Genomic DNA, 26,335 nt, shown 5'->3' with positions numbered 1-26,335 from the left:
CTATTGCTCTAGTTTTTTTAATTTAATATATTTTTCAATTCGATTATAAACTTGAATGATCAATTCAGCGAATAAAAATCCCAATGCAATTGCTCCTGCAATCATCATCACTTGGTTCAAATATGAAAGAGCCAATGATGTATTACCTAATGCAATATTTTTCATAACTTGATATGCTTGTCCTCCCGGAACTAAAGGAACTAATCCAGGTATACTAAAGACAATAACAGGAGTCTTCTTGTATCTTGCTGCAATCATTCCAAATACACCGATTGCAATTGCTCCTGCAAAGCTTCCAGAAATATATCCGCCAAATATCATATTATTAACAACATAAGACAAGTATCCGAGCACTCCAACCACAGCACATAAATTTAAGGATCGTGGTTGCACATTAATTAGAATACCAAAACATAATGTTGCTATATATACTCCGATTATTTTAATAAAAATACTTAACATTATATTCTCACCTCTAACCAAACCAATTTAATGATAATGCAACTCCAAATCCCAATGCACATGCTCCGATAATTGCTTCAATTCCTCTAGCAGGGCCACTAATTAAATTACCAGACATCAAATCTCTAACCGCATTGGTTATTTGTACTCCTGGAACTAATGGCATAACAGCTCCAATAATAATATCATCAGCACTATTGCCTAATCCTAATTTAACTGTTAACAGTGCCAAAACACCAATTACAACAGCTGAAGTAAATTCATTAACAAATTCAACTTTTATTATTTTATTAAGTAATACAAAAAGTGTCCATCCAAGCATCCCAATAATTGAGGTTTGCAAAGCAACTACAAAATTGCCTTGAAATACAATTTCAATTGCTCCTGAAAGTAATGCAGCAGCTACCATTTTCATCCAAAATGGAAAATAAGTAACCAAATTATCAATTTTACTAAGTAAATAATAAAAATGTGTAATTGAAATTTTTCCCTCAGCAAACTGACGAGAATAATAATTAACAGCCGCAATTTTTCTTAAATCATAAGCACGCTTATTAACTTCCATAATTTGAGCATCGACTCCACCAACAGAAAGCATAATTCCAGTAATCGTTACATATGATCTCAAGTCTTTAACATCTGCATTTTTTGCAATATGATTTATTGTATCTGTTACACGACTCATTTCAGATCCATTTTCAATCAAAATACGGCTAGCTAATAAACAAATATTAACAACTAATTTATTATATTCTTTACTGCCATGTTCTAAATTATTTCTTAAGTCCAATTGCGGCACTCCTCTCAACATTATCAGTATAACATAGCCATCGATAGCTCTTAATATAATTAAATTATGAAAATAAAAAAGAGAGTTCCCTCTCTTTAAAACATTTTTCCATTATATTCACTACTTGGTAAAGTATTGAAATCATAATTTTTTAAATCATCAAAATCTTTAATATAAGCATGCAAGCTTTCTGAAATCATTAAATTAACTGGATGATCATTTTCATGAAATATGATAACTGGTTTACCCATTTGAACTGCAGCACCAATCTCATAAGCTGTTCCACTATCGACATTATCGCCCACAAAATCTAAAACAGCAACTACATAATCGGCTTCTTCAACATTAGTAATATCATGTTTGTATACCACTTTAGCCCACTCTTTAGAAAATTCTTCATATTCAGAAACATCATCTTTTCTTGGAGAAAAAACTGACTTAACAGTACTATTTTCTTCCAATGCCTTTTCAACTTTTTCAATTCTTGTAATTTGATCTTCATTAAAAAACGGACTTGCTAAATAAATTTGAGCCATTTTATTCTTCCCCTTCTACCATACGCCACTGTCCTTCATTTGCTTTTGAAATTTGATTTATAAAATGAAGAACCTTTTCAGCATCTTTTTGACTATGTTGATATAACATATTTAAGCCTTCACCAGTTAGAAATGGTTGACTTAATTGAAAGTCACCATCACTTAATTCACCTTTTGAAAAAGCCACTGTCGTTTCACCAGTTGATATTTTAGTAATGATAAAAAACAACGTAAAATCAACATCTTCTTTCATGAAAGCGGGCATCGCCCAAACATCTTCCGCAATTTCTTGCATTTCTTCATCATCGTACTTATAGTATCGATGATTTTTTTCTGTAATTTCACTATTCAAGATAAATAACATTTTATTAAATGCTTCATTACCAAGTTGAATCCCATCTTCCATACATTAATGCTCCTTTTAAATAACTATTTTGATTATATCAAAATAATAAAAATATCAGTATCATTTTTTTAATTTATTGATTTCATCTCTTAATTCGCCAAGAATTTTCAATTGCATTTTTTCAATTTCTAAATCATGAGGTAATTGATTTTGAGTTAAATGATCTAACTTAGCATGTAAAATTCTTAATTCATGTTCCGTTTTCAAACTAACATGATAATCATTTTCCGCATTCATTCGATCTAAATCAGCAGAACGATTTTGACTCATCATAATAATTGGAGCTTGTATAGCAGCCACACAACTTAAAAATAAATTTAAAAGAATATATGGATACTCATCAAATTTAATTCCAAATAACCCCAAACCATTAACCAACATCCAAGTAATAAGTACAAAAGTAAATATTAAAATAAACGTCCAACTACCACCAAAACGAGCAACAGAATCAGATATTTTTTGACCAAAAGTTAATTTCTCTTTCATAACCTTATTAACATCTGTAATTTCATATTCTTCATTACTCATTGCTTTAGTTAACTTTCGATTTATTTTAGCACTTTGCTTAGCATCACTTTTAATCATTCGATTAACTTGTTGTAATTCATAATCAAGCAAATGACGATTACAAATAAAACTATCAATTGTAGCTTTTTTATAATCTTTTTTAATCATTCCTTTAATTTCAGTATTTAATGCATTCAAGATGATTCCTTCGTCAAGATTTAAAACTTCATCATCAACAATACAACAAATTTTATCTTTATTTTTCATAAAATATCCTCACATTATTTTTAACATATCATCTGGTATTGGAGCTTCAAAAGTTCTTACACAATCATCTAATTTATCGTAAAAGCTTATTGTTTTAGCATGTAAGGCCTGACGATTAATCCCTAAGTTTAATGGGCCATCATATAATTGATCACCTAATAATGGATGATTTGATTCTGCCATGTGCACTCTAATTTGATGAGTTCGACCTGTATGAAGTTTTATTTCAAGAATTGTTGTTTTATTTTTGTAACCTTTAACCCAATATTCTGTTAAAGCATTTTGTCCATCATCTTTTTTATGCCTTCTGATTTCGTCTTCATTTTTACCAATTGGAAAATTAATCAATCCATGATTTTTCTCCATCAAACCATTCACCACTACTAAATATGTTTTATTAATTTCTTTATTAGCTAATTCTTGATTAGCAATACTATTGGATAAACGATTTTTAGCAACCAAAACCACTCCACTAGTAAATCGATCCAATCTAGTAATAATATGAGGTTTTAAATTATTACTATTTTGTTTAATCAAATGACCTTTAATTTGATTAACTAGTGTATCATCTCGATTACTCGGACCAGGTACTGAAGTGGTTCCTGCTCTTTTATTTACTACAAGCCAGTTATCATTTTCAAAGATAATTTCAAGTGGACTATCACTAGATACAACATTATCATCTGACTCCTCATTCGGTAACATAATTTCAACTAAATCATGTTCATCAATCTTTATATCAGCATTTTCTATTTTATTATTAATTTTAAAACTATTAGCATTATTTTTAAGTTCATTATAAAGTCTGACACTAAAACCTTTTTGTAACATAAATTGCTTTAATGAAACACTTTGTTTTGACTTACTTTTCCATTTAAAAATCATGTTTTATCCTTTTCCTATTTATTATTAAATCTTTTAACGAACAAAAGTGAAATAAATCCACAAATAATTAATGAATAACCACAAAGTAAATAAGAATTTATTGGTGCAGAAATATTAAAAATATCAGTAATAAATCCTAATAAAATTGGTGCAATAAAAATACCAACATTACTTCCAACTAACAAAATAGATGTATTAAAATGAATTGAATTTTTATTTTTAATTTGATTAGCTTGATTTAAAATAAATGAAACAAAAATTGTATCCAAAAAAGTTATTAAGAACATCCCAACTGCTGACATCATAAAGCTTTTTGAATTAGCAACAATCATTTGTCCAATACCACTTGCCAATAAAGTTATTGCAAAAATATATTTTTTAAATACTTTAAATATTCTACTAAATAAAATTCCCCCAATTAATCCAGCAAATGGTGCAACTGAAATAATAAAGGCGGCATCATTAACCGTACCTAAATGTTGCTGTAAAACAAATTCTGAAATTCTTACTGTAGATCCAACATATGTAACTTGATATAAAGCTATAATAATTGAAAGATAAATTAAATCGGGACTAATTTGTTTAATTTTTTTGATAAAACTAATTTTTGGTTCTGCTTCATTTTTTTCTGGTTCTGGTAAGTATTTCCAAACCAAAATACAAATTGGAAAAGCAATACAATAAACAAGAAAAATACTATGCCAATTACTAATAACTAATAAAAATCCAGCTAAATAAGAACAAATAGCATTACCTAACATCTCAAAACCACTACGAAACCCCATTAATCTGTCTTTAACTTCTCCATCATAAAAAGTTCCAATCAAACTAACAGCTAATCCATTTATTAATCCTAATCCAACTCCCAACATGATTCGACTAAATAATAATAACCAATAATTAGTAATTATTATTGGAAGTGTTCCAAAAAATCCATAAATTAATAACCCAGTAATTAATACCTTTTTTGTACCAAAATAATCAGCAAGTTCATCCGTAAAAAATAATAAAAAAATTACAGCTAACGATGGTCCTGTAACTAATATTTCAATACTTGAATGTGAAAAATTTGGAAAGGCACTACTCCATTTAGGAACAACAGCCGAAACTGATAAAGATGTTGCTAAGACTAACGAAATTGATAATAAGGCTATTTGCATTATTGATAATTTTTGCTTCTTTAAATTTTTAATTGTCGACTACCTCCCTTTAATTAATCACTTTTATTCTAACTAATTAAAAATAAAAAAAAAAGAATGTCTTCTTAAACATTCTTTTTAATATGAAGGGTTTCTGCATTAATTGCAACAATTACAGTCGACAATGACATTAATATTGCCCCTACTGATGGTGGTAATATAAATCCGATTGGTGCCAAAATACCTGCGGCTAAAGGAATTGCTACTAAATTATATCCAGCTCCCCACCATAGATTTTGTTTCATTTTCTTATTAGTTGAAATTGATAATTCAATTAAATTAATAATATCACTTGGGTTACTTTTAACTAAAACTGCGTCTGCTGAACTAATTGCAACATCAGTTCCAGCTCCAATTGCAACTCCAATATCTGCTCTTGATAAACTTGGTGCATCATTGACTCCATCACCAACCATCATTACCTTATGATTATTTTCTTTATACTCTTTAATAATTTTCTCTTTATCTTCAGGAAGTAAATTTGATTTATATTCGATTCCTCCTAATTGTTGAGAAATTTTTTCTGCAGTTAATTGATTATCACCAGTTAACATAACTGGAATAATGTTCATGCTCTTTAATTTTTGAACCATTTGCTTAGATTCAGGTCTTAATAGATCACCTTGACCTAAAACTCCAATTACTTCTTGATTTTTAAGCAAGTAACTAACCGAGTTTCCCTGTCCAGCTATTTCATTAAATAACTCTTTATCATATTGATAATTATTTTTATCTAAATATTTTGCGTTAACAATTAAATACTTATCATTAGCAACATTACCAATCATCCCAGTACCTTTAAGAGTGCTTGTTTGATCCATTTTCATTGGCTCTAAATTATTTTGATTAATAGCATTTAAAATCCCAGTAGCTAATGGATGAGATGAGTCACCTTCAATTCCTGCTGCAATCTTTAAAATATCATCATTTGAATATTTATCATTTAGAGACTCAACTCTGTTTAGCTTAAATTCACCTTGAGTTAAAGTTCCTGTTTTATCCATAAAAATATATTCTAATTGATTCATACTTTCAGTTGCTTTTCGATTCCTAATCAACAATCCATTTGTCGCAGCTATTTCCGTACTTTTTGCAGTTACCATTGGAACAGCAAGGCCTAAAGCATGGGGGCAAGCAATTACCAGTACAGTTACAAATCTTTCCATTCCACCAGAAACGCCACTAATAATTGTCCAAACAATTAAAGCAATAATTCCAACGATTAAAGCTCCATAAAATAACCATTTAGAAACTTGATCTGCAAGCGATTGTGCTGAAGACTTATCTTTTTGAGCTGATTCAACTAAATCCATTACTTTAGATAAGTATCCTTCATCTGATTTAGCAGTTGCTTCAACTTTAAGTGTTCCATCACCATTAATTGAACCACCAATTAATTCATCTCCTGCATTTTTATTAATTGCACGAGATTCTCCAGTTACTAATGATTCATTAACTGAACTACTTCCTTCAACTAATTTAGAATCAACTGGAATCTTTTCTCCTGCTTTAACTAATAATTGATCGTTAATTTGAATATCAGTAATTTTAATTTCAGTAATTTTACCATCTTGATCAATTTTTTTAGCTGAGTTTGGAAGTAATGATTGCATTTTCTTAACTGCATCTCCTGCATTCATTACTGAATTCATTTCAATCCAATGACCTAAAATCATAATAATAATTAAACTTGCTAATTCCCAAAAGAAATCCATTACATGACCACTTGGATTAATATAATTATTCATAACAAATGAATATAAACTATAAATATACGAAACTGAAATTCCCATTGTAACTAATGTCATCATAGCAGGAGATTTTGCTTTTAACTCATAAATTGCACCTTGAATAAATACTTTACCACCATAAAAAAATAAAATTGTTGATAAAATTAAAACAACATAGTTTGATCCTGGAAATTCAAATTGAAAAGGTAAATTTATTCCCATCATTGGAGATAAAAAGAAAATTGGAAGTGCAATAATCAATGATATCCAAAATCTTAATTTCATATTCCCCATATTCATATCCATCGTTGAATCACCATCTCCATGATTACTCATATCCATGTGATCCATATCTTTCATATCATGCATTTTATGATCCATTTTTTACTCTCCCTTTCTATCTAACTAATTAATTATGTGAACATTCATTTGAATTAATACAATCACATTTAACCATTTCTGGAGCCGAATCTAACTTACTATCAATTAAACTTTTAATTTCTTTTAAGTCACTTTTACTAATCTCAGTATTATTAATAATATTTGAAATTACCTGACCATTTTTCATCGCACACATATTATCAAATAGACTAAGTGCACTTGAATTCATCGCTTCACTTTCTTCCACTTCTGGTTGATAAATAAATTGACGTGATACTTTATTAGTACTTAATAAATTCTTTTTCACTAATCGAGACAACAATGTTTTTATTGTCGATTCTGACCAATCTTTTTTATTTTTTACTGCTTTAATAATTTCATTAGTTGTTGGTTTTTCTAAAGACCAAATGATTCGCATTACTACCCATTCGGATGAAGAAATGCTATTAATTTCTTTTTCACTCATTATTATCGCTCCTTTGAAAAAAATAAAAACTACATCTGTAAATACAATATAATTTACAGATGTAGTTTTGTCAAGTTATTAATATTTTTTTAGATAAATTTCATCAATTTCATGATTAAATGATTTATGCATAATCAAATCTGCCCTACTTCTAGTTGGTAAAATGTTTTCATTCAGATTAGGTAAATTTATTCGATGCCAAACATCTTTAGCCATTTCATATGTTTTTTCTGGTTCTTCAACAGCATACTTATAATAATAATTATCTGGACTTTTCAATGCAGTTTGCAATAATTTCTTGAATCGATCTAAATACCAAGTTTCAATTATTTCAGTTTTTGCATCAATATAAATAGAAAAGTTAGTAAAATCACTTACATAAATATTTGTATGCTTTGGAATTTGTAATGTATTAATTCCTTCAATAATCAATATATCTGGATTTGAAATATTAATATATTCATCCGGTATAATATCATAACTTTCATGTGAATATATGGGAGCTTTAACATTATCTTTACCCAATTTAACATCGGTTAAAAAATCAACTAATCGTTGCATGTCATAGCTTTCTGGGAATCCTTTCTTCTTCATCAAATTTTTTTCTTTTAAAATTTTTGAAGGATATAAAAATCCATCAGTTGTAATTAAATTAGTTTTAAAATTAGGCATATAATTTTTCAAAAGATATTGCAATAATCTAGCAGTCGTTGATTTCCCAACTGCTACACTACCTGAAATTCCAATAATAAACGGAACTTTCTTTTTATCAACTTTTGTAAAATCTTGTTTTGTTTTTTGCCAATTTTGGTATTTTTCAAATGACAATCTCAATAAATTAATTAAAGGAATATAAATTTCATCAACATCTTTCAAAGTTATTTTATCATTGAAAGCCTTTAATTTTGCAAGTACATCTTCTGTGACAGGCACTGAATATTCTGAACCAAACTGGTTCCATTCGGTTCTTGTAAATCGATTGTAACTATCTAATTCTGCCATGATTTACCTCATCTATATAAAATTAAACTATTTCATACTTATCTCTTGGAATATTATTAAATAATTTAGAAAGTTCTCCAATCGAAATAATATCTAATTTGTGCATTGCACGCGTACAAATTGTGTAAACTAATTGCTTTTCATCTAGACTATTATAATTTTCATCAGAAGCATTCCACATAACGACTGCATCAAATTCTAATCCCTTTGCTAGATAAGCCGGAATAACAATTACGCCATTTAATAATCGTTGATTTTCAGTTTGAATCAAACTAACATCAATGTTCAATTCTTTTAGTTGATTAATTATTTCTCGACATTCATCCAAATTTTTTCCAATAATTGCTGTACTTTCATTTAAATCATTATTAGCATTGATTGTTTTAACTAAATTATCATATGCCTGTTTAATTGAATCTGTTTTATTAATAGAAGGCAGTAAACCATCCCTTGAAAATGATTCAATTTGACTATCTTCATCTAATAAGTATTTAGTAAAATCAGTAATTTGAGCGGTTGAACGATATGATTTATTCAGTTTTATCATTCTAGTTTTATCTTCATCAAACATTGATTTTAAGTCATTAATGATTCCACCATTATTATCATGTGTGAAAATAGCTTGGTTCAAATCACCAAGTAAAGTAAATTTAGCTCTTGGGAAATTATACTTCAAATATGCTAATTGGAATGAGGTATAATCTTGAACTTCATCGACAAATAGATAATGAATTTCTTTATTTGGATATTTACCAGAAATTAAATCAAATAAATAAAGGTAAATTGAAATATCAGTATTAGTAATATCGCCATTTTTCATAATTTCAATAGTTTTTTCTACATTATCTTGCCAATCATTTTCATTAATTTTATATTGCTTTAAATTTATCAAATTTGGAATATTTCTCATCAAATGAACAAATTGTGCATTAATATTAATAAATCTTTTTCTTAATATTTGCTTTCTAACTTTAGCAAATTCATTTTTAACGATTTCTTTAGCTAAAAAGTTATATTCTTCAGTTTGATTTTTAAATTTATCACCATATTTAGCATAAATTTCTTTTAATTGTTGTGAACTCAAACTTTCAATCTCATCTTCAACCCATTGTTTTTTCATTTCAGAACTAATATGATGATTTAATTTTTTCATGAGTGATTCTACTGTCGATTGTAGTCTTGTTCTTAAATTATAATTTTGATTAAATCCATAATAAATTGATTTTATTTCATCTTTTGAAATGAAAATTTCACCATTAAACATAATATTCTTAAACTGAATATTTTCTTGGTTTAAGTGCTTACCATATTTAGTTACTAAATCAAAAAATTTCAAGCTATCTTTAAAATTATAAATATTCTGTTCATTCTCATTATGAGTTTGGTTGAATCTTTTACCAATGGTTTCTAAATCAAAATTGGGAACTCTACGATTAGTATATTGGTAATAAGTCATTTGAACCATATTCTGTTCACCTAATTCAGGTAAAACATGATCAATATAATCATTAAATAATTGATTAGGTGAAAATAAAATAACCTGACTTGAACTTAAATTACCTCGATAACGGTACAATAAGTAAGCAATTCTTTGTAGAACAGCTGCTGTCTTACCAGACCCAGCTGCTCCTTGAACAAATAAGAGATCTGATTTAGTATCTCTAATAATTTGATTTTGTTCATGTTGTATTGTCGTTACAATACTTTTCATTTTAGTATCAGATTGATTTTGTAAATTATTTAATAATAATTGGTCTCCAACAACTTCTTCAGTATCAAAAATTGTTTTAATTTTACCATCTTCAATTTCAAACTGTCTTTTTAAGCTAACATTAACATGTTGTTCGCCCATTGGAGTATTATAAGTGACGTCTCCTAATTTACTATCATAATAGATACTAGAAATAGGAGCTCTCCAATCGTAAATTAAATATTTTTCTGGAGTTTCATTAAAAGAAGATAAACCAATATAAATGGTTTCAGCATTTTCACCATCTTCTTTAAAATCAACTCTAGCAAAATAAGGATTTTTTTCTAATTTACTTAATGTTTCAATATCTTTTGCCGCATATTGCCAACGATTTTCTCGTTCTTCAAGCATTTGTTGCTGTTGTCTTACTGATACTCCAGTTTCAAATTCTCCTGAAATAGTACTAGTTTTTACTTTGACGTTATCAAAAAAAGTACTTTCAATATTTTTTTGATCTTGTTTAGCTTTGCTATATTTTTTTGAAGCCTTTTCTTTTGCAATTTTTACTTTATCAATAATCTCTTGCACATGCTTATTTTCATAATTTTCAATTTCTTTATTATTCATTTATAAAAGCCTCCACTTGCTAAACCTGAACAAATATTTTAACATACAAAAGCAATCAAACCAAAAAGAAGGAGTGATTTATTTGAGTCAAGTTTCTTTACTAATAATTTTAACCGCAGCTTTATTAACTCCTTTAATTTTAGCACGGTTTAAAATTTCAATTTTACCTACTGCCGTAGTTGAGATTATTGTAGGAGTTATTTTAGGACCGAGTTTATTAAATATTGTTAATAGTTCATCATTACTTCATACTTTATCTCAAATTGGCGTAACCGTTTTACTATTTTTAAGTGGAATGGAAATCAATTTTGATTTATTAAAATTTAAAAATAGAAATCCATCTAAATTAGATCAAAAAAAATCAAAAAATAATTCTAAATATTCGCCATTAAAATTAGCATTACTATCATACACTAGCATTATAATGATTTCTATATTATTAGCAGTATTTTGCAAGATAACTGGTCTATTTTCTGATTTACCACTTGCTAGTATTTTATTTATGACTGTTTCTTTAGGAATTGTAATTGCTACTCTAAAAGAAAAAGAATTACTTAAAACCGATTTTGGTCAAACAATTTTATTGATATCTGCCCTTGGAGAAGTAATTCCAGTAATAGGATTAACTTTTTATATTTCTATTTATGGTACTAATTCAAAATCATTATGGTTATTATTAATTTTAATAGTAATTGCAGGATTATTAATTTGGAACTTTAAAGATTTCTTTTATAAATTATCTAATTTTAATAAATCCACTACACAAATTGATGTTAGATTAGCATTTTTTATTACCGTTTTACTATCAACAACCGCTGTTTCAGTTGGTTCAGAATCAGTTTTAGGCGCCTTCATTGCTGGAATGGTTTATAAATTACTCAAACCATCTGAAAGCACGATGGACCGTTTAAATTCAATTGGTTATGGATTATTTATTCCAGTCTTCTTTATTATGAGTGGTGTAGATTTAAATATTAAAGAAATTTTATCTGATCCTAAAACTATCGTTTTAATTCCTATCTTTTTATTATCATATTTAATTTCAAAATTAGGTCTTTATCCAATTTTAAAATTACGTTTTTCAAAACGTAATGCAATTGCTGCAACGGCACTTCCAAGCACAACAATTACAATGGTTTTAGCAATTTTACAAGTAGCCAAAGAAATGAATGTCATAACATCTCAACAGTCTGGTGCATTTTTACTTGCAGCAATTTTAACCTGTTTAATTGGACCACTTGTTTTTAATCGTTCATTTAAAAGTGCTAAAGAAGTTTATCCTAAAACTAAATTAAATTTCTTTGGTGTTAATATTTCATCTTTCCCTGTCTATCAACAATTATCTAATGATTGGTATGATATAAATTTATATACAGATAAAAAAGATAATTTTAGTGCTTATAACAGTCAAAGTAACGTCTATTTCATTGAAAACAATCAAATAGATAATTTAATTGATAATGGATATTTTGATTGTGATATTGCAGTTTTTTCTTATTTTGACTCAAATAAAAATTATCAGTTAGCAAAAGAAGCCAAAAAGTATGGTGTTAAAAGAGTAATCACTAGATTTGAAGATCGAAATATTATCAATGACAAACAAGATGAATTGCTTGATGAAGGAATCGAAGTTTACAATACATTTTCAACAAACATTGCGATGTTAAGAGAATTAATTCAAGTTCCTTCAACCTTCAAAATGATTACATCAAATTCAATTGATTTACATGAAGTTACATTGAAAAATAGTCGATATTCTGGATTTCAAATTAGTGAGCTTCCTTTCGTTGATTGGATTACAATTAATGAAATTTTTAGAAATCATAAATATATTCATCCCGCAGGAAATACAAAATTAGAACTCGGAGATAAAATTATTTTTTCTTGTGATAACGAAAAGGCTGCTACATTAAAACATGAAATAAGTCAATTAAACTAAAAAAGAACTCATATGAGTTCTTTTTTTAGTTTAATAATGATTTACCATAAATCCATCCTAAATCTTTATTATTTAATTTTGCATGATAATAAGGAAATTTAAATCCATCTTTATAACCTACTTGATCAATTTGTAAAATTTTACCAACATAATTTTTTGATTTATAAGTTCTTTTTACATCTAATCTAGTTTGAGTTACATAATTATAGAAATTATTTTTTGGTTGGTAACTTACTGCTTTATACATATCAACATTTTTATAGGTTACTTTTGGTCTTAATGTATCTGCATCAACCCAACCAATATTTCGATTATTTAATTTACAACGGTAATAAATATTTCCATCAACATCAGTGCCTCGATTATTCACAGAAACTTCTTGTCCAATAATTCTACTAGATTTCATTTTTAATCTTGCTGTATAGCGTGTATCAGATTGAATATGATTATAAAAATCACTTTTAGCTTCTGAATCAATCACCATTTTTTTATTTATTTTTTTATACTTAACTTTATTTTGTTTAATTTTATCTTCATTTTGGTTAACTTGATTACTTTGATTATTTTTATTTGATGAACTATTTTGATTTTCATTGGAATTATTTTGTGTATTGTTATTGTTATTGTTAGATAATGCTTCAGGTCTGCCAAATGCAACAACATTCCACCATGGAGCATAAATATTTTCAATAACAACTCCATTATTTTGAGCATCAATCATTTGATTATTACCAATGTACATTCCATCATGATAAATATTATTGACATCACTACCAAAAAATACAATATCACCTGGTTGAGCTTGAGAAGCATCGATCTTAGTTGAATTTTCATATTGATCTTGAGTATTTCTACCGATACTAGCTCCCATTCCATTACTAAATATGTATTGAAGATATCCAGAACAATCAAAAGTATCTGGTCCAGTAGCGCCAAACGTATATGGACTACCTAGTTTACTAGTAGCAACATTATACACATTATTATAATTACTAGTATTATCTGCTCGTACTAAGTTATTACCAAGTAAGAAAAATGAAAATACTGTAGTTAAAACAAAAATAATTTTTTTCAACTTTATTCCTCATTTCTTTTTAAACATTAATAATTAATTATATTATTAATATAACAGTTTTCTTTATATTATGCTCAAATAATAACTATGATAAGATTAAGTTAATTAATAAAAAAGGACTGATTAAAATGGCAAATTTATATCTCATTAGACATGGTCAAACATTCTTGAATAAATATCATCGTATCCAAGGTTGGGCTGATGCACAACTTACTGAAAATGGTATTAAAGATGCCAAAAAGGCAGGAAAAAGACTTTCAAAAATTAATTTTGATCGAGCATATTCAAGTGATACAACTAGAGCAAGAGCAACTGCAAAAATTATTTTATCCAATAATCAAGCTAAAGTTGATCAACCAGTCGAAATGATGGGTTTAAGAGAAGAAAACTTTGGTTATTTTGAAGGAAATGATATCGAACAAGTTTGGAATATGATTGGTGGTCCATTAGGATATACGAACTATAGTGATATGATTAAAGCTTTTTCAATTGAAAAAGTAAGAGACATGATTGCTTCAGCAGATCCTTATGGAGATGCTGAAAACGATGTAGAATTTTGGAATCGGGTAAAACCTGCTCTTGACGAAATTACAAATAATAGTCAAGAAAATGAAAACATCTTAATTGTTGCTCATGGAACAATGATTAGAAGTGTAGTAAGTAAATTCTCTGAAATTGATATTTCAGATCCAATTCATAACGGAAGTATCACCAAAATAAACTTCAAAAATAATCAATATAAAGTTGAATACTACAATAAAATTGATAACAATGTATAAAAAACGGAGAACAATGAATGAACAATAATACTGAAGAAACAAAGAAAGTTATTACAATTGGTTTAAATTTAAAAAATGACCATTTTGATTATTCAATGGAAGAATTAAATAATTTAATTCTTGCTAACAATATGATTAGTGAACACACTCTTTATCAAAAGTCTGATCGTCCTGATTCAGCAACTTATTTTGGTAAGGGTAAAGTTGAAGAATTAAAAGAAATTGCGATATCAAATAATATTGATACAGTTGTTGTTAATGACGAATTAAGTCCTTCACAAATTAGAAACTTAGAAAAAATAACAACTACAAAAATTATTGATCGTACTGGTTTGATATTAGAAATATTTGCTAACCGAGCTCAAACAAAAGAAGCTAAATTACAAGTTCAATTAGCTAAATTAGAGTATCAACTACCTAGATTGCATACATCAATCAGTCAAAGATTAGACCAACAGTCAGCTGGTGGTGGCCTTGCTAACCGTGGTTCTGGAGAAACTAAAATTGAATTAAATCGAAGAAATATTCAAAAAAGCATCTCCCAAGTTCGACATGAACTTAAAGAAATTGAACATGCTCATAAAACACAAAAACAAAAACGTGATAAAAATGAAATTAAAAATGTAGCTTTAGTCGGATATACCAATGCTGGAAAATCTACCATCATGAATGAAATGATTAAGAAATTTTCTGGTACAGATGATAAACAAGTAATGGTTAAAGATATGTTATTTGCTACTCTAGATACGAGTGTTAGAAATATAAAGCTCCCAGACAATAAAACATTTTTATTATCTGATACAGTTGGTTTTGTTAGTAACCTACCACATAAATTAATTGAAGCATTTAAATCTACTCTTTCTGAAGCTGCATCTGCAGATTTATTAGTTCAAGTGGTTGATAATTCTGATGAAAATCAATTACTAATGATGGAAACAACTGAAACTGTGTTAAAAGAAGTTGGTGCTGAAAACATTCCAATGGTTAGAGTTTTTAATAAAACTGATTTAACTGATAGCCCCTTTCCACTTCGAGAAGGTAATAATTTAAATATTTGTGCTAAAGATAACCAATCAATCGATTTATTAATTGATGTAATCAAAGAAAATATCTTTAAAGACTTCGTTACTAAGACTTATTTAATTCCTTTTACTGAAGGCCAAATCGAATCTGAAATTAATCAGAAATTTAATGTTTTAAGTCAAGATTTTACTAATGACGGAACTTTAATTAAAGTAGAATTACCAGAATCTGAAACTCAAAGGTACAAAAATTATGAACAAGTGTAATTTTATAGTTGACAATTAGTCTTTTTCAAGTTTTAATATACATATAAATATGAAACCAAAATTTATATGTATATTTCAAAGAGAGTCTAATCCTGTTCTGAAAATTAGATGTTATTAATTATAAATTACCACTTCATTCTACTTTTATTTTTAAAATAACTATTGAGTGTCTCTTAATTTTGTTAAGAGAAATTTGGGTGGAACCGCGTTAATTGACGTCCCTGACAATTGTCAGAGACGTTTTTTTTATTATTAGAAAGGAAATGATGAAAATGAAAAATAATTCAGAAGAAGTTCAACTAAATCGATCATTAGGAATTTGGTCAGCACTTTCTCTTGTTGTAGGAACTATTATTGGTGGAGGAGTATTCGTTAGACAATCTGCCGTTCTTAATGCAACTGGTTCAACTACTGGTGCTTTACTAGCATGGCTTGCTGGAGGAATATTAACTTTAGCTGCTGGTTTAACAATTGCCGAAATATCATCCCAAATACCAGAAACTGGTGGATTATATGTTTATATGGAAAAAATTTATAATCGCCTTTGGGGATTCTTATCTGGATGGATGCAAATTATAGTTTACGGACCTGCAATGATTGCAGCTCTTGGTGCTTATCTTGCAATTTTATTAGGTGATTTTTTTCACTTTAGCTCATCATATAATATTCCAATTGCAATTTTTGCAATTGTTATAATTGGTGGACTTAATTTCTTCCCTAATAAATATGGAGCAACTTTTGCGGTTATTACTACTATTTGTAAATTGGTTCCTGTCGTTGCAATTATTATCGCCGGAGTATTTTTTGGAGATGCAAACGGTTTAACTGAAAGCGTAAAAACAGTCCATGCATCAACTGGTACATTTGGAGTAGCAGTTCTTTCAACTTTATTTGCTTTTGATGGTTGGATTTTAATAGCTAATCTAGGTGGAGAAATCAAAAACCCACAAAAAATACTTCCAAAAGCAATGACATTCGGTATTTTAGGAGTTATGGTAATTTATCTATTAATTGCATTTTCTGTACTAAATAGTATTGGACCAAATAAACTTCATGAACTAGATACAGGTGCCATTCCATACATTGTAACTAAATCATTTGGTATTTTTGGTGGAAAAATATTAAGTATTGGAATTATCATTTCTATTCTTGGATGTATGAATGGAAAAATAATGACTTTTCCGCGTATTATGTATGCAATGGCTGAACAAAAACAATTACCATTTTCAAAATATCTTTCTCACTTAAGTCCTAAAACTAGAATTCCTTACTTTTCAATTATTGTAACTTTATTTATTTCAGCTATCATGATTATTTTTTTTGATGCTGATCGAATTTCTGAATTATGTATTTTCACAGTTTATTGTTTTTACGTTATGGCTTTTGTTGGAGTCTTTCTTATGAGAAAAAGAAATCCTAATAAGAAAAGAACATTTTCCGTTCCATTATTTCCAATAACTCCTTTAGTTGCTATTTTCGGATCATTATTCGTGATTGTATCAGAAATTCAATCTGATTTAATTGGAGTTCTTTTCTCACTTGGAATCGTTGCAATTGGTATTCCCGTTTTCTTTTATTACGATCGAAAATCAAATAAAAAAACATCATGATGTCATGATGTTTTTTTATATGCTACTTTAATTTCTAAATTAAAATCTTCATTTTTCTCAACCACTTCTGATCTTCCAAAGTATTTATGTGGTCCACCAGATAAAATAACTGATGAAATAAATATTTGATATTTATCAGTGTCAATTGATTCAATGTTTGATAATCCAATTGTTTTTAAACGCCCTACTTTATATTTTTTTGCTTCATTTATTCCTACATAAAGTTCAAATTGATGATTCATTTCAAAATAAGGAACAATCATTTTTTCATCTAGTGCATAAAATTTATTGCGATTACTATGCTTTAAAAATTTGGAAATTTGCTTATCAGTTTTATTTCCATAATTTAAATTAATAATATTATTATCAACTAAATCTCTAACAATTGATTTTAAATTGTCTTTTTCTTCATGATCAGAAATAATTGTAGCAGGCATTACTTCTTGTGAATCAAAAATACCGTTCGATAAGCCATTATAGGGTACTTGATCTTTTTTACTTTCTTCTTGAACTTGTGGATTTATTTTTAAAGCTTTATAAATCACTGGAGTAATATCAAACTTAGGTTGTTTGGAAGAAAAATAATAATAAAAATTCAAATAACAAAAATATGCTAATGCTATTGCAGCTAATAATAATAAGGCACCTCTTACGTAACGCTCATTAGCGGTAAATCTATATCCAATATAAAAGACATACAAATCACCAATAGCTCCAAGGACAGTGTAAATTCTCCCTTTAATATTTGACTCAATATTAATATAAGAAAGATACTGGGATACGATGTTTAAAATTGTAAACATTATTCATCACCTCCAGTTTGAACTTTACTTTTATTAGTATTATTTTCTGTAGAATTACCGGATTTAACTTTCCCAGACACATTACTTGCCTCAGTTTCATTTTGTGAGGATTGTTGAGCAGAATTATTATTTTGTGAAGATTGCTTATTAGAAGTATGATTATTATTTACACTGGAGTGATAAGTTGAAGATCTTACATTGGATGAAGATGAGGCATTGTTTGAAGATTGTTTTTCATTACTACTTTCATTTTGATTACTTGACTCACTACTTGAAGATTCATCTTTATTTGAACTTTCTTTTTCTTTATCATCTTTTTTCTTATCATTCTTACTTTCTTCATCTTTTTTTGATGAACTTTTTGAATTTTCATTTACTTTTTCATTATTACTTCTATTTTTGCGAATCTCTGAAGTTTTTACTCCTTCATTCGTATCTGTTACTTTGTTTACCACAACATTAGTTGCTCCTAAAAGTAAACTAATTGATAAAATTGCAAAAGGAGTAATAATTGGTGGTATTCGATTATCCATTAAATAACCCCTTCCTTATAAATATTTACTAACTAAATCATCAAGTTTTTTTTCTGTACTACTTAAATCATTATTTTCAAAAATAATTGCATCTTTTCTAAGCTCAAGAGGCACCTTTAAATCACGTTCATATTCATCAGAGACTAATCTTTGATTGATGATATTAATATCATCACCTCTTTTTAACATTCTTTTCTTTAAGTCTTCATTACTTTTAACTTTTAAAAAAATAGGAATGATTTCATCATCTAATTTATTTTTATAAGTAATTGCTCCCTTAGTATCCAAAACAATACAAACTAAATCTGACTTATCAAAACCTTTTTCTAAGCCTTCATAAGAAGATCCATATTTATTTCCTGCATACTCAACCGATTCTAGAAAGTTCTTTTCACTAAAACTTTTTTCATCTTCAAAATAATAATCTTTACCATCTACTTCATTTTTTCTTTTTGGTCTAGTCGTATGAGTTATAATCGTTGGAATATTATATTTATCATTTAAATAATTTTTAACGGTAGTCTTCCCACTACCTGTAGGTCCAGTAATTACAAATATATGTTTTGCCATATTTATCGCTCCTCTATAAAGAGATTAGCTTTTTTTAGTGGATCAACTAAATTTTCAAATGTTAATTGTTTTAAGGCATCTTCATAACCAAACCAATTAAAATCGCTAATTTCTTCATCTTGTTTTTTTATTGATAAATTTGGACTTACTTCAGCAATAAATAAAGTTAATTCTTTTTTATTACCATTCTTCATATTATAAGTTACTTTTTCATTAAACTTATTATTAATTTGAGTAATTAATCCAGTTTCCTCAAATATTTCACGTCTTGCAGCCTCAATCAACGTTTCACCTTTTTCTTGATGTCCTTTTGGATAACCCCAAAAAGAACTGGTTGCACTTTTCAAAAGAAGATATCTTACTTCATTATCCTTTTTTTGATAAACAATCGCACCTGCATCAATTTCTAAACTCATAAAATCACCTCATCAAAATGCAATACTTTTTATTTAATCTGTTAGATAAATTATAGCATAGGTTATTTATACTAAATAATATAGAGATTTTTATAAAGTTATTTTTAAACTTTTCAATAATTAGTGTTATGATTGTAAAAAAATAAGGAGTTGATTTTAATGAAACAAGGAACAACAATCATTAAATTAGATAATGGATATCATCTTTGGACAAACACACAAGGTGAAGGAACAATTCATTTATTAGCATTACACGGTGGCCCTGGTGGAACTCATGAATATTGGGAAGATACTGCTGATCAATTGAAGAAACAAGGATTAAACGTACAATTACATATGTATGACCAATTGGGTTCTTGGTATTCAGATACTCCAGATTTTTCTGATGATAGCGTTGCTAATAATATTCTAACTTATGATTATTTTCTCGATGAAGTTGAAGAAGTTAGACAAAAATTAAACATTGATAACTTTTATTTAATCGGACAATCATGGGGTGGTGCACTTGTACAGATGTATTCTGAAAAATATGGAAATCATTTAAAAGGTGCCATTATTTCATCTATGGTTGATGAGATTACAGATTATACTGACCACTTAGATAAAATTAGAGAAGAAACTTTAACTACTGAAGAATTAGCTTATATGCAAGATTGCGAACAAAAAAATAATTATGACAATGATAAATATCAAAATTTAGTTGAAAAATTAAATGTTTCTTATGTAGATCGTAAACAGCCTGCAGCCATTGCTCATTTAGGTAATACTATGAGTGATGCAATTTATAATACTTTCCAAGGTGATAATGAATTTGTAATTACTGGTAAGTTAAAAGATTGGCATTTTACAGATAAACTTAAAAATATTAAAGTACCTACACTAGTTACTTTTGGAGAACATGAAACTATGCCAATAGAAACTGGTAAGAGAATGGCAGAAATGATTCCAAATGCAAAATTCGTTTCTACACCTAACGGTGGACATCACCATATGATTGATAATGCTGATGTTTATTATAAACACTTAGCAGATTTCATTAGTGAAGTTGAAAATAATAAATTTAATCAATAAAAAAAGCCATTTAAAATGGCTTTTTTTATTTAAGTAATAAGAAGATTAAAGTAATTGCTACAACTACTTGAATAAATCCAACACTAAGTCCATAAATTGCAAATTTCTTACCTGATTTCATAAATGCTTTTAAGTCTAATCTAAGACCAATTGCTGCAAGTGCAATGATTTCACACCATGAACTTAATTCATGACCAGTTTCTGAAATAATAGATGGTAATGAAACTACACTACTCAACACACAAAGGAAAAGAAATCCTAAAACATACCATGGTAAGACACTAAATAATCCACCTTTTTTATGTTCTTCTTTTTCAAAATCATCTTTTAAATTATATTTATGCATACGACCAAAAATAAATACTACTACAACAATTAAAATAATTCTCATAATTTTAAATAAAGTAGCAAAATCCACAGTTGCAGGATTAACCATTGTAGCACCAGCAACTACTTGTCCAACTGATTGAATTGTTCCACCAATCAATGCACCTTTAAATAAATCATTACCAGCAAATACCAGAGTACTAATAATTGGTAAAGCAAGCATTAAAATTGTACCAATTAAATTAACAACCGTAATGGTCATTTCTTTTTCATCATCTTTAGCATTAATTACTGGTGCAATTGAAGTAATTGCAGATGAACCACAAACTGCATTTCCACCTGCCATTAATAAATAAATTCCTTCATTAAATTTAAGCGCTTTTCCAATCCAAATTGCACTAACAATTGTAATAGTCATTTGAATTACAATAAATAAGAATCCAACAAATCCAACTTTACTAATAGTTTGAAAACTAATGGTTAACCCTAAAAGTACAACTGAATATTCCAATAATGATTTTTCAGAATAGTGAGTTCCAGCATCTAAAATTGGATTTTTAATTACTGTATTACCTAAAATAATTCCTAAAATAATTGCAATTGTTGCTCCACCTAAATTAGGAATTACTTTAGCCAATAGTTGACTCAAAATCGCAATAATTAATGAAACTATAAATCCTGGTAAAATTTTTTTAACTTTACTCATAACACAAACTCCTTTAATTTTGTATTTCTTTTACAACAATTATATTACCAGTTTGGTTATAATTAGAGAAATACATAAAAACAATAAGTATTATCGATAAAATCGATAGAAAGGTCTAACATGTTTAAATATTTTAATATTTTTAAAACTGTCTATGAAACTATGAATTTTTCAAAAGCAGCTGAACAACTATTCATATCACAATCAACTGTCTCTCAACAAATTAAACTGTTGGAGGAAGAACTTGGGGTTGAATTATTTATTCGACAAGGAAAAAGAAAAATATTTCCAACTTTAGCAGCTGAAAAATATTATCAAGATGGTATTCGTATTTGGGAAAATATTGAACATTTAAAAGAAACAATTAAAAATAATAATGACAAGATTGAATGTAAAATTGCAGTATCAAATACCATTGCTGAAACTATAATTGCTGATATTTTTGAATATATTAATCATCAAAAATATTTTAATAATTTAAATATTTCAATTGAAATGACTAATTCTACTAGAATATCAGAAGGAATGAAAAATCATCATTATGATTTTGGATTTGTAGAAAAACCTATTACAACTCAAGAAATACATCGCGTTCCGTTTTTTTCTGATGAACTTGTTTTTGCTGGTAATCTTGAAGATTCCTTATGGTTAGAAAGAGAAGAAGGATCAGGAGTTCGACACTTTACAGAAGAGTTTTGGAAACTACAAAACATTAAACCTAAAAATGTCGTAACTATTCAAAATAATGAATTAATTTTACAATTTTTGAAAAAAGGAATCGGAAAAACAGTTATTTCTAAATCAATTTTAGAAGATAAAATTCCTTATCAAAAAATAAATAATAACTTTATTAGAAATTTTTATTTTCTATCACAGAATTCCTATAGTTACAATGAACTTAATCAATTGAAAAATGATATTGAATACTTTATAAAAAAAGAACATTAAAAATTTAAATTTTTAATGTTCTTTTTTTATTTAACTGTTTTTATTAACTAACTCTTTTAATTTATTTTTTATTGTATCATTTGTAAATGCTCCATCAATTGCATTATTAGTTAATTTAATCAAATCAGAATATTCCATATCACAATTATCTCTTAATTTTTTGAATTCATTAGTTAAATTAATATCTGATACAGTTCGATTATCAGTATTAATTGTTAATTTAATTCCTTGATTCAACCATTTTTTTAAAGGATACTCACTATATTTTTCAATTGCATTTGTCTGCAAATTACTTGTTGGACATCCCTCAATAAAAACATTATTATCACTCACATATTTTTGAGTTTTATCATCATCTTTCATTGCAATTCCATGACCAATTCTCTTAGCACCTTCATTAATTGCATCATAAATGTTTTGGATACATCCGCATTCACCCGCATGTAAGGTTAAAAATACTTCTTGTTGATCAACTAATAAATTATAAACACTTTTGAAATTACTAAGATATTCATCAGGCTCTGGACCAGCTAAGTCAGCACCAACAACCTTATTAGTTATACCTTTGCTTTGATCAAATACTTTACCAATTTCAGATAATTCTTCATTTCGCATCCCACAAATTAAAATATTACCAGTTATATCATATATTTTTTCAGCTCTACTAATTCCATTTGCAACAGCATTAATCGTATCTTGGATACTTAAATCCTTTTTAGTAGATAAACTAGGAGCAAATCTTATTTCAATATATTTAACCCCATCTTTAAATGCCTGATCCATTACATCAAAAGCTGCAATTTCTAATGCTTCTTTTGTTTGTAAAAATTGATTTACATAATCAAATGGCTGTAAGTATTCTTCTAAAGTAACAGCATCCATTGGTGAATGCATTTTTTGATTAACTTCATCAATACTATCATTAATTTCTATTTTTTGAATATCAGCAATTTGTTTTAAAGTTGATGGCCTAATTGAACCATCTAAATGACAATGTAAATCAACTTTGGGAAAATCTTGAATAAAGTTATCAGTTAACATATATGATCTCCTAAATATAAATTTATTACATAATAACGAAGACCTTGTTAAAAAACAAGGTCTTCTATAATTAATTATTCTTTTTCTTTTTCTTTTAAACTTAATTTTTCAATATCGAGAACTCGATCAACTAGTTCGGTATAAAAACTCATTTCATGACTTACGATAATTGCATTTCCAGGGAAATCTAAAATTGCTTGTTTTAAAGCATTTTTAGTTTCATCATCTAAATGATTTGTTGGTTCATCCATAATTAAGAAGTTACTATCAACAAATTCCATCAATGCTAACTTAACTTTTGTTTGTTCTCCACCAGATAATTCATGCATGGGCTTCATTGCATTTGAAGCATCCAATCCACATTTTGCTAATTTTGTTCGAATATCTTTAAAAGTTAATTTAGGATATTTATCTTGGATAATTTGTAATGGTGTTTCATTATCATTATCCCATTCTAAATCCTGACTAAAATAACTAACTTTAGCAGATGGAGAAAAAGTTGCATCTCCACCAAGTGAATCAATATTACCTAAAATTGATTTAATCAGTGTTGATTTACCAACCCCATTAAATCCTTGAAAACCAATCTTTTCATCTGTATTAACAGAAAAAGAAACTGGAGATAGCAATGGCTTATCGTAACCTACTGATAATTCATCTACCACTAAAGCATTTTGAGATCCAGTTTCATAATAAGGAAAATCAAAAGAAGCTTGAATATTATTTGAAGGTGGATCAATAATTTCCATTCTATCTAGCATTTTTTCTCTTGATTTAGCCATATTAGATCGACTACCAGCTTTAAATTTATTAATAAATTTTTTCGCTTGGCTAATCTCTTCTTGTTGTTTAATATATTCTTTTTGTTGCGTCTTTTCACGTTCTTCACGCTGTTTCATAGCTTGTTTAAAGCTACCACGATACTTATTAATCTTTCCAAACGCAATATTTATAATACAGTTTGTTACTTGATCCAAGAAATCATAATCATGAGAAATGATTAAAGCAGCACCTTCGTAACTATTCAAATAATTAATCAACCAATCAATATGAGTTATATCTAAATAGTTAGTTGGTTCATCAAGTAAAATAACTTCTGGATTTTCTAAAATTAATTTAGCCAAAATAATTTTAGATCTTTGTCCACCACTCATTTCTGATACTAAATGATCTCTTCCAATTTTATCCAATCCAAGTCCTGTAATTACTTGTTCAATTCTTGTTTCTAAATCATAGAATTGACCACTTTCTAATTTTTCTTGGATTCTACCGGCTTGTTCTAATAACTTATCATCCATTGTTTCCGCATACTTTTCATACAAGCCTTCCATATGCTCATTCATTTGATACATTTCATCAAATGCTGTATGCAAAAAGTCAATCAAAGTCATGCCTTCTGGAATATCAGCATATTGATCAAGATATCCAACCTTTGTTCCTTTTTGCCATTTAACATTTCCTGTCAAAGGAATTTCAGAACCTGTAATAATTTTAATTAAAGTTGATTTTCCCACACCATTTTGGCCAACAACGCCCATGTGTTCACCTTTACTTAAATTAAAAGCAGCATCTGAATAAAGTTGTCGATCAGAAAAACCCATGCTTAAATTCGAAACTTCTAATAATGCCATTTTTTCTCCTTCTTACTTTAATTTTACTACATATTTTATAACATCTAATTACGACCATCATCAATGATATAATGAAATAAGAATATTTAAAAGGAGTATTTATCCATGAAAGTAAAAGATATCGATAATATTACTATATATATAGAAGATTTAAACAAAACAATGCGTTTTTATCATGAAACTTTAGACCTACCAATCGTTAAAAAGAGTGACTATATGATTACTTTTCAATTAGGTAAACAAAAATTAAATTGTTCATTAATTAACGATGAAGATAACTCAAATAATCTTCCAAGTATTGGATCTGGAAATCTTACAATTTTGGTTAAAGATCCGATTGAAGTTATTAAAGCTCATTTAGAAAATTATTTTATTGATTTAATCGAATTTTCTAAGGAAAATAAATCGATAAAATTTTTAGATCCTGATCAAAATTTAATTGAAATCATTTCAAATAATTAAACATCTTAAGAATTTCTTAATGTTGATGATTTTATATGATTTAATTTCTAAATTAAGTAACCCTTTTCATTATTAAATGTATAGGAATATATCAAGTAAAAAATACTGAAAAATATCCCTTTTTATTTTTCAGTATTTATTGAAAATGCGTTAAGACAAGCTAATGAAAGGTTTAAGATGTTTTACT

At 27.7% G+C, this 26,335-nt stretch carries 26 protein-coding genes; 7 read left to right on the top strand and 19 right to left on the bottom strand.

What is annotated here, in order from left to right; translation table 11 throughout:
* The 11 genes from GSH19_RS00905 to helD form a co-directional block, all read right to left on the bottom strand.
* Entirely contained in the window at positions 1–462 is a 462-nt protein-coding gene (locus GSH19_RS00905) for a threonine/serine exporter family protein (RefSeq protein ID WP_237026033.1), read from the bottom strand.
* Between the two features lie 13 nt (positions 463–475).
* Entirely contained in the window at positions 476–1,252 is a 777-nt protein-coding gene (locus GSH19_RS00900) for a threonine/serine exporter family protein (RefSeq protein ID WP_237026032.1), read from the bottom strand.
* 95 nt (positions 1,253–1,347) lie between these two features.
* Positions 1,348–1,788 carry a nucleoside 2-deoxyribosyltransferase gene (locus GSH19_RS00895; protein ID WP_237026031.1) on the bottom strand — a complete coding sequence of 147 codons (441 nt, stop codon included), beginning with the start codon at positions 1,786–1,788 and terminating at the stop codon, positions 1,348–1,350.
* Position 1,789: 1 nt separating this feature from the next.
* Positions 1,790–2,194, bottom strand: coding sequence for a hypothetical protein (locus GSH19_RS00890; protein WP_237026030.1), 405 nt, complete (start codon positions 2,192–2,194; stop codon positions 1,790–1,792).
* 60 nt (positions 2,195–2,254) lie between these two features.
* Positions 2,255–2,968 (bottom strand): DUF1003 domain-containing protein, encoded by a 714-nt coding sequence (locus GSH19_RS00885; RefSeq protein WP_370636113.1) that lies wholly within the window; start codon positions 2,966–2,968, stop codon positions 2,255–2,257.
* Between the two features lie 9 nt (positions 2,969–2,977).
* Complete coding sequence (locus tag GSH19_RS00880; RefSeq protein ID WP_237026029.1) at positions 2,978–3,853, bottom strand: RluA family pseudouridine synthase; 876 nt, start codon at positions 3,851–3,853, stop codon at positions 2,978–2,980.
* A gap of 14 nt (positions 3,854–3,867) precedes the next feature.
* Positions 3,868–5,013 (bottom strand): MFS transporter, encoded by a 1,146-nt coding sequence (locus GSH19_RS00875; RefSeq protein ID WP_237026028.1) that lies wholly within the window; start codon positions 5,011–5,013, stop codon positions 3,868–3,870.
* A gap of 104 nt (positions 5,014–5,117) precedes the next feature.
* Positions 5,118–7,163, bottom strand: coding sequence for a heavy metal translocating P-type ATPase (locus GSH19_RS00870; RefSeq protein ID WP_237026027.1), 2,046 nt, complete (start codon positions 7,161–7,163; stop codon positions 5,118–5,120).
* A 28-nt stretch (positions 7,164–7,191) separates the two neighbouring features.
* Entirely contained in the window at positions 7,192–7,629 is a 438-nt protein-coding gene (locus GSH19_RS00865; protein WP_237026026.1) for a CopY/TcrY family copper transport repressor, read from the bottom strand.
* Positions 7,630–7,707: 78 nt separating this feature from the next.
* On the bottom strand, positions 7,708–8,631 hold the full coding sequence (gene coaA, locus GSH19_RS00860; protein ID WP_237026025.1) for a type I pantothenate kinase: 924 nt from the start codon (positions 8,629–8,631) through the stop codon (positions 7,708–7,710).
* A gap of 22 nt (positions 8,632–8,653) precedes the next feature.
* Entirely contained in the window at positions 8,654–10,948 is a 2,295-nt protein-coding gene (helD, locus tag GSH19_RS00855) for an RNA polymerase recycling motor HelD (protein WP_237026024.1), read from the bottom strand.
* An 82-nt stretch (positions 10,949–11,030) separates the two neighbouring features.
* Between helD and GSH19_RS00850 the strand changes: the two genes are divergently transcribed.
* The gene (locus tag GSH19_RS00850; protein ID WP_237026023.1) at positions 11,031–12,887 is read left to right on the top strand and encodes a cation:proton antiporter family protein; all 1,857 of its coding nucleotides are present in this window, start codon (positions 11,031–11,033) and stop codon (positions 12,885–12,887) included.
* Positions 12,888–12,912: 25 nt separating this feature from the next.
* On the opposite strand, the gene GSH19_RS00845 is transcribed toward GSH19_RS00850, so the two are convergent.
* Positions 12,913–13,962, bottom strand: coding sequence for a C40 family peptidase (locus tag GSH19_RS00845; RefSeq protein ID WP_237026022.1), 1,050 nt, complete (start codon positions 13,960–13,962; stop codon positions 12,913–12,915).
* Positions 13,963–14,090: 128 nt separating this feature from the next.
* Here GSH19_RS00845 and GSH19_RS00840 point away from each other — a divergent pair, with 128 nt between their 5' ends.
* From GSH19_RS00840 to GSH19_RS00830, 3 genes are all read left to right on the top strand, one after another.
* A complete protein-coding gene (locus tag GSH19_RS00840; protein ID WP_237026021.1) occupies positions 14,091–14,741 on the top strand; it encodes a histidine phosphatase family protein in 651 nt (216 codons plus the stop codon).
* A gap of 17 nt (positions 14,742–14,758) precedes the next feature.
* Positions 14,759–16,030: a GTPase HflX gene (hflX, locus tag GSH19_RS00835; protein WP_237026020.1), complete on the top strand. Its 1,272-nt coding sequence runs from the start codon at positions 14,759–14,761 to the stop codon at positions 16,028–16,030.
* 266 nt (positions 16,031–16,296) lie between these two features.
* Positions 16,297–17,640, top strand: a complete 1,344-nt coding sequence (locus GSH19_RS00830) for an APC family permease (protein ID WP_237026129.1) — start codon at positions 16,297–16,299, stop codon at positions 17,638–17,640.
* Between the two features lie 2 nt (positions 17,641–17,642).
* Here GSH19_RS00830 and GSH19_RS00825 read toward each other — a convergent pair whose 3' ends face one another.
* Genes GSH19_RS00825 through GSH19_RS00810 form a run of 4 tightly spaced genes read right to left on the bottom strand, consistent with a single transcriptional unit; the run spans position 17,643 to position 19,962 of the window.
* On the bottom strand, positions 17,643–18,443 hold the full coding sequence (locus GSH19_RS00825; RefSeq protein WP_237026019.1) for a DUF6681 family protein: 801 nt from the start codon (positions 18,441–18,443) through the stop codon (positions 17,643–17,645).
* Positions 18,443–18,976: a hypothetical protein gene (locus GSH19_RS00820; RefSeq protein WP_237026018.1), complete on the bottom strand. Its 534-nt coding sequence runs from the start codon at positions 18,974–18,976 to the stop codon at positions 18,443–18,445. The genes GSH19_RS00825 and GSH19_RS00820 overlap by 1 nt, the downstream gene beginning before the upstream one ends.
* 15 nt (positions 18,977–18,991) lie before the next feature.
* Positions 18,992–19,546 (bottom strand): guanylate kinase, encoded by a 555-nt coding sequence (locus GSH19_RS00815; RefSeq protein ID WP_237026017.1) that lies wholly within the window; start codon positions 19,544–19,546, stop codon positions 18,992–18,994.
* 2 nt (positions 19,547–19,548) lie between these two features.
* A complete protein-coding gene (locus GSH19_RS00810) occupies positions 19,549–19,962 on the bottom strand; it encodes a bis(5'-nucleosyl)-tetraphosphatase (protein WP_237026016.1) in 414 nt (137 codons plus the stop codon).
* Positions 19,963–20,121: 159 nt separating this feature from the next.
* Here GSH19_RS00810 and GSH19_RS00805 point away from each other — a divergent pair, with 159 nt between their 5' ends.
* On the top strand, positions 20,122–21,033 hold the full coding sequence (locus GSH19_RS00805; RefSeq protein ID WP_237026015.1) for a proline iminopeptidase-family hydrolase: 912 nt from the start codon (positions 20,122–20,124) through the stop codon (positions 21,031–21,033).
* A gap of 25 nt (positions 21,034–21,058) precedes the next feature.
* Here GSH19_RS00805 and GSH19_RS00800 read toward each other — a convergent pair whose 3' ends face one another.
* On the bottom strand, positions 21,059–22,066 hold the full coding sequence (locus tag GSH19_RS00800) for a YeiH family protein (RefSeq protein WP_237026014.1): 1,008 nt from the start codon (positions 22,064–22,066) through the stop codon (positions 21,059–21,061).
* 120 nt (positions 22,067–22,186) lie between these two features.
* On the opposite strand from GSH19_RS00800, the gene GSH19_RS00795 reads away from it, so the two are divergent.
* The gene (locus tag GSH19_RS00795; RefSeq protein ID WP_237026013.1) at positions 22,187–23,014 is read left to right on the top strand and encodes a LysR family transcriptional regulator; all 828 of its coding nucleotides are present in this window, start codon (positions 22,187–22,189) and stop codon (positions 23,012–23,014) included.
* 30 nt (positions 23,015–23,044) lie between these two features.
* Here GSH19_RS00795 and add read toward each other — a convergent pair whose 3' ends face one another.
* Positions 23,045–24,055 (bottom strand): adenosine deaminase, encoded by a 1,011-nt coding sequence (add, locus tag GSH19_RS00790; protein ID WP_237026012.1) that lies wholly within the window; start codon positions 24,053–24,055, stop codon positions 23,045–23,047.
* 74 nt (positions 24,056–24,129) lie between these two features.
* Positions 24,130–25,686 (bottom strand): ABC-F family ATP-binding cassette domain-containing protein, encoded by a 1,557-nt coding sequence (locus GSH19_RS00785; RefSeq protein WP_237026011.1) that lies wholly within the window; start codon positions 25,684–25,686, stop codon positions 24,130–24,132.
* A gap of 105 nt (positions 25,687–25,791) precedes the next feature.
* Between GSH19_RS00785 and GSH19_RS00780 the strand changes: the two genes are divergently transcribed.
* Entirely contained in the window at positions 25,792–26,148 is a 357-nt protein-coding gene (locus GSH19_RS00780) for a VOC family protein (protein ID WP_237026010.1), read from the top strand.
* Positions 26,149–26,335: the final 187 nt, after the last annotated feature.

The organism is Lactobacillus sp. S2-2 (assembly GCF_021698855.1).
Lineage (GTDB): Bacteria > Bacillota > Bacilli > Lactobacillales > Lactobacillaceae > Fructilactobacillus.
This window is presented reverse-complemented; position numbering and strand designations above follow the sequence as displayed.

Bases quoted from the DNA above. Each gene is read 5' to 3' on its own strand.
- GSH19_RS00905 (WP_237026033.1), bottom strand. From the start codon at position 462: ATGTTAAGTATTTTTATTAAAATAATCGGAGTATATATAGCAACATTA.
- GSH19_RS00895 (WP_237026031.1), bottom strand. From the start codon at position 1,788: ATGGCTCAAATTTATTTAGCAAGTCCGTTTTTTAATGAAGATCAAATT.
- GSH19_RS00890 (WP_237026030.1), bottom strand. From the start codon at position 2,194: ATGGAAGATGGGATTCAACTTGGTAATGAAGCATTTAATAAAATGTTA.
- GSH19_RS00885 (WP_370636113.1), bottom strand. From the start codon at position 2,968: ATGAAAAATAAAGATAAAATTTGTTGTATTGTTGATGATGAAGTTTTA.
- GSH19_RS00880 (WP_237026029.1), bottom strand. From the start codon at position 3,853: ATGATTTTTAAATGGAAAAGTAAGTCAAAACAAAGTGTTTCATTAAAG.
- GSH19_RS00875 (WP_237026028.1), bottom strand. From the start codon at position 5,013: ATGCAAATAGCCTTATTATCAATTTCGTTAGTCTTAGCAACATCTTTA.
- GSH19_RS00870 (WP_237026027.1), bottom strand. From the start codon at position 7,163: ATGGATCATAAAATGCATGATATGAAAGATATGGATCACATGGATATG.
- GSH19_RS00865 (WP_237026026.1), bottom strand. From the start codon at position 7,629: ATGAGTGAAAAAGAAATTAATAGCATTTCTTCATCCGAATGGGTAGTA.
- coaA (WP_237026025.1), bottom strand. From the start codon at position 8,631: ATGGCAGAATTAGATAGTTACAATCGATTTACAAGAACCGAATGGAAC.
- helD (WP_237026024.1), bottom strand. From the start codon at position 10,948: ATGAATAATAAAGAAATTGAAAATTATGAAAATAAGCATGTGCAAGAG.
- GSH19_RS00840 (WP_237026021.1), top strand. From the start codon at position 14,091: ATGGCAAATTTATATCTCATTAGACATGGTCAAACATTCTTGAATAAA.
- hflX (WP_237026020.1), top strand. From the start codon at position 14,759: ATGAACAATAATACTGAAGAAACAAAGAAAGTTATTACAATTGGTTTA.
- GSH19_RS00830 (WP_237026129.1), top strand. From the start codon at position 16,297: ATGAAAATGAAAAATAATTCAGAAGAAGTTCAACTAAATCGATCATTA.
- GSH19_RS00825 (WP_237026019.1), bottom strand. From the start codon at position 18,443: ATGTTTACAATTTTAAACATCGTATCCCAGTATCTTTCTTATATTAAT.
- GSH19_RS00820 (WP_237026018.1), bottom strand. From the start codon at position 18,976: ATGGATAATCGAATACCACCAATTATTACTCCTTTTGCAATTTTATCA.
- GSH19_RS00815 (WP_237026017.1), bottom strand. From the start codon at position 19,546: ATGGCAAAACATATATTTGTAATTACTGGACCTACAGGTAGTGGGAAG.
- GSH19_RS00810 (WP_237026016.1), bottom strand. From the start codon at position 19,962: ATGAGTTTAGAAATTGATGCAGGTGCGATTGTTTATCAAAAAAAGGAT.
- GSH19_RS00805 (WP_237026015.1), top strand. From the start codon at position 20,122: ATGAAACAAGGAACAACAATCATTAAATTAGATAATGGATATCATCTT.
- GSH19_RS00800 (WP_237026014.1), bottom strand. From the start codon at position 22,066: ATGAGTAAAGTTAAAAAAATTTTACCAGGATTTATAGTTTCATTAATT.
- GSH19_RS00795 (WP_237026013.1), top strand. From the start codon at position 22,187: ATGTTTAAATATTTTAATATTTTTAAAACTGTCTATGAAACTATGAAT.
- add (WP_237026012.1), bottom strand. From the start codon at position 24,055: ATGTTAACTGATAACTTTATTCAAGATTTTCCCAAAGTTGATTTACAT.
- GSH19_RS00785 (WP_237026011.1), bottom strand. From the start codon at position 25,686: ATGGCATTATTAGAAGTTTCGAATTTAAGCATGGGTTTTTCTGATCGA.
- GSH19_RS00780 (WP_237026010.1), top strand. From the start codon at position 25,792: ATGAAAGTAAAAGATATCGATAATATTACTATATATATAGAAGATTTA.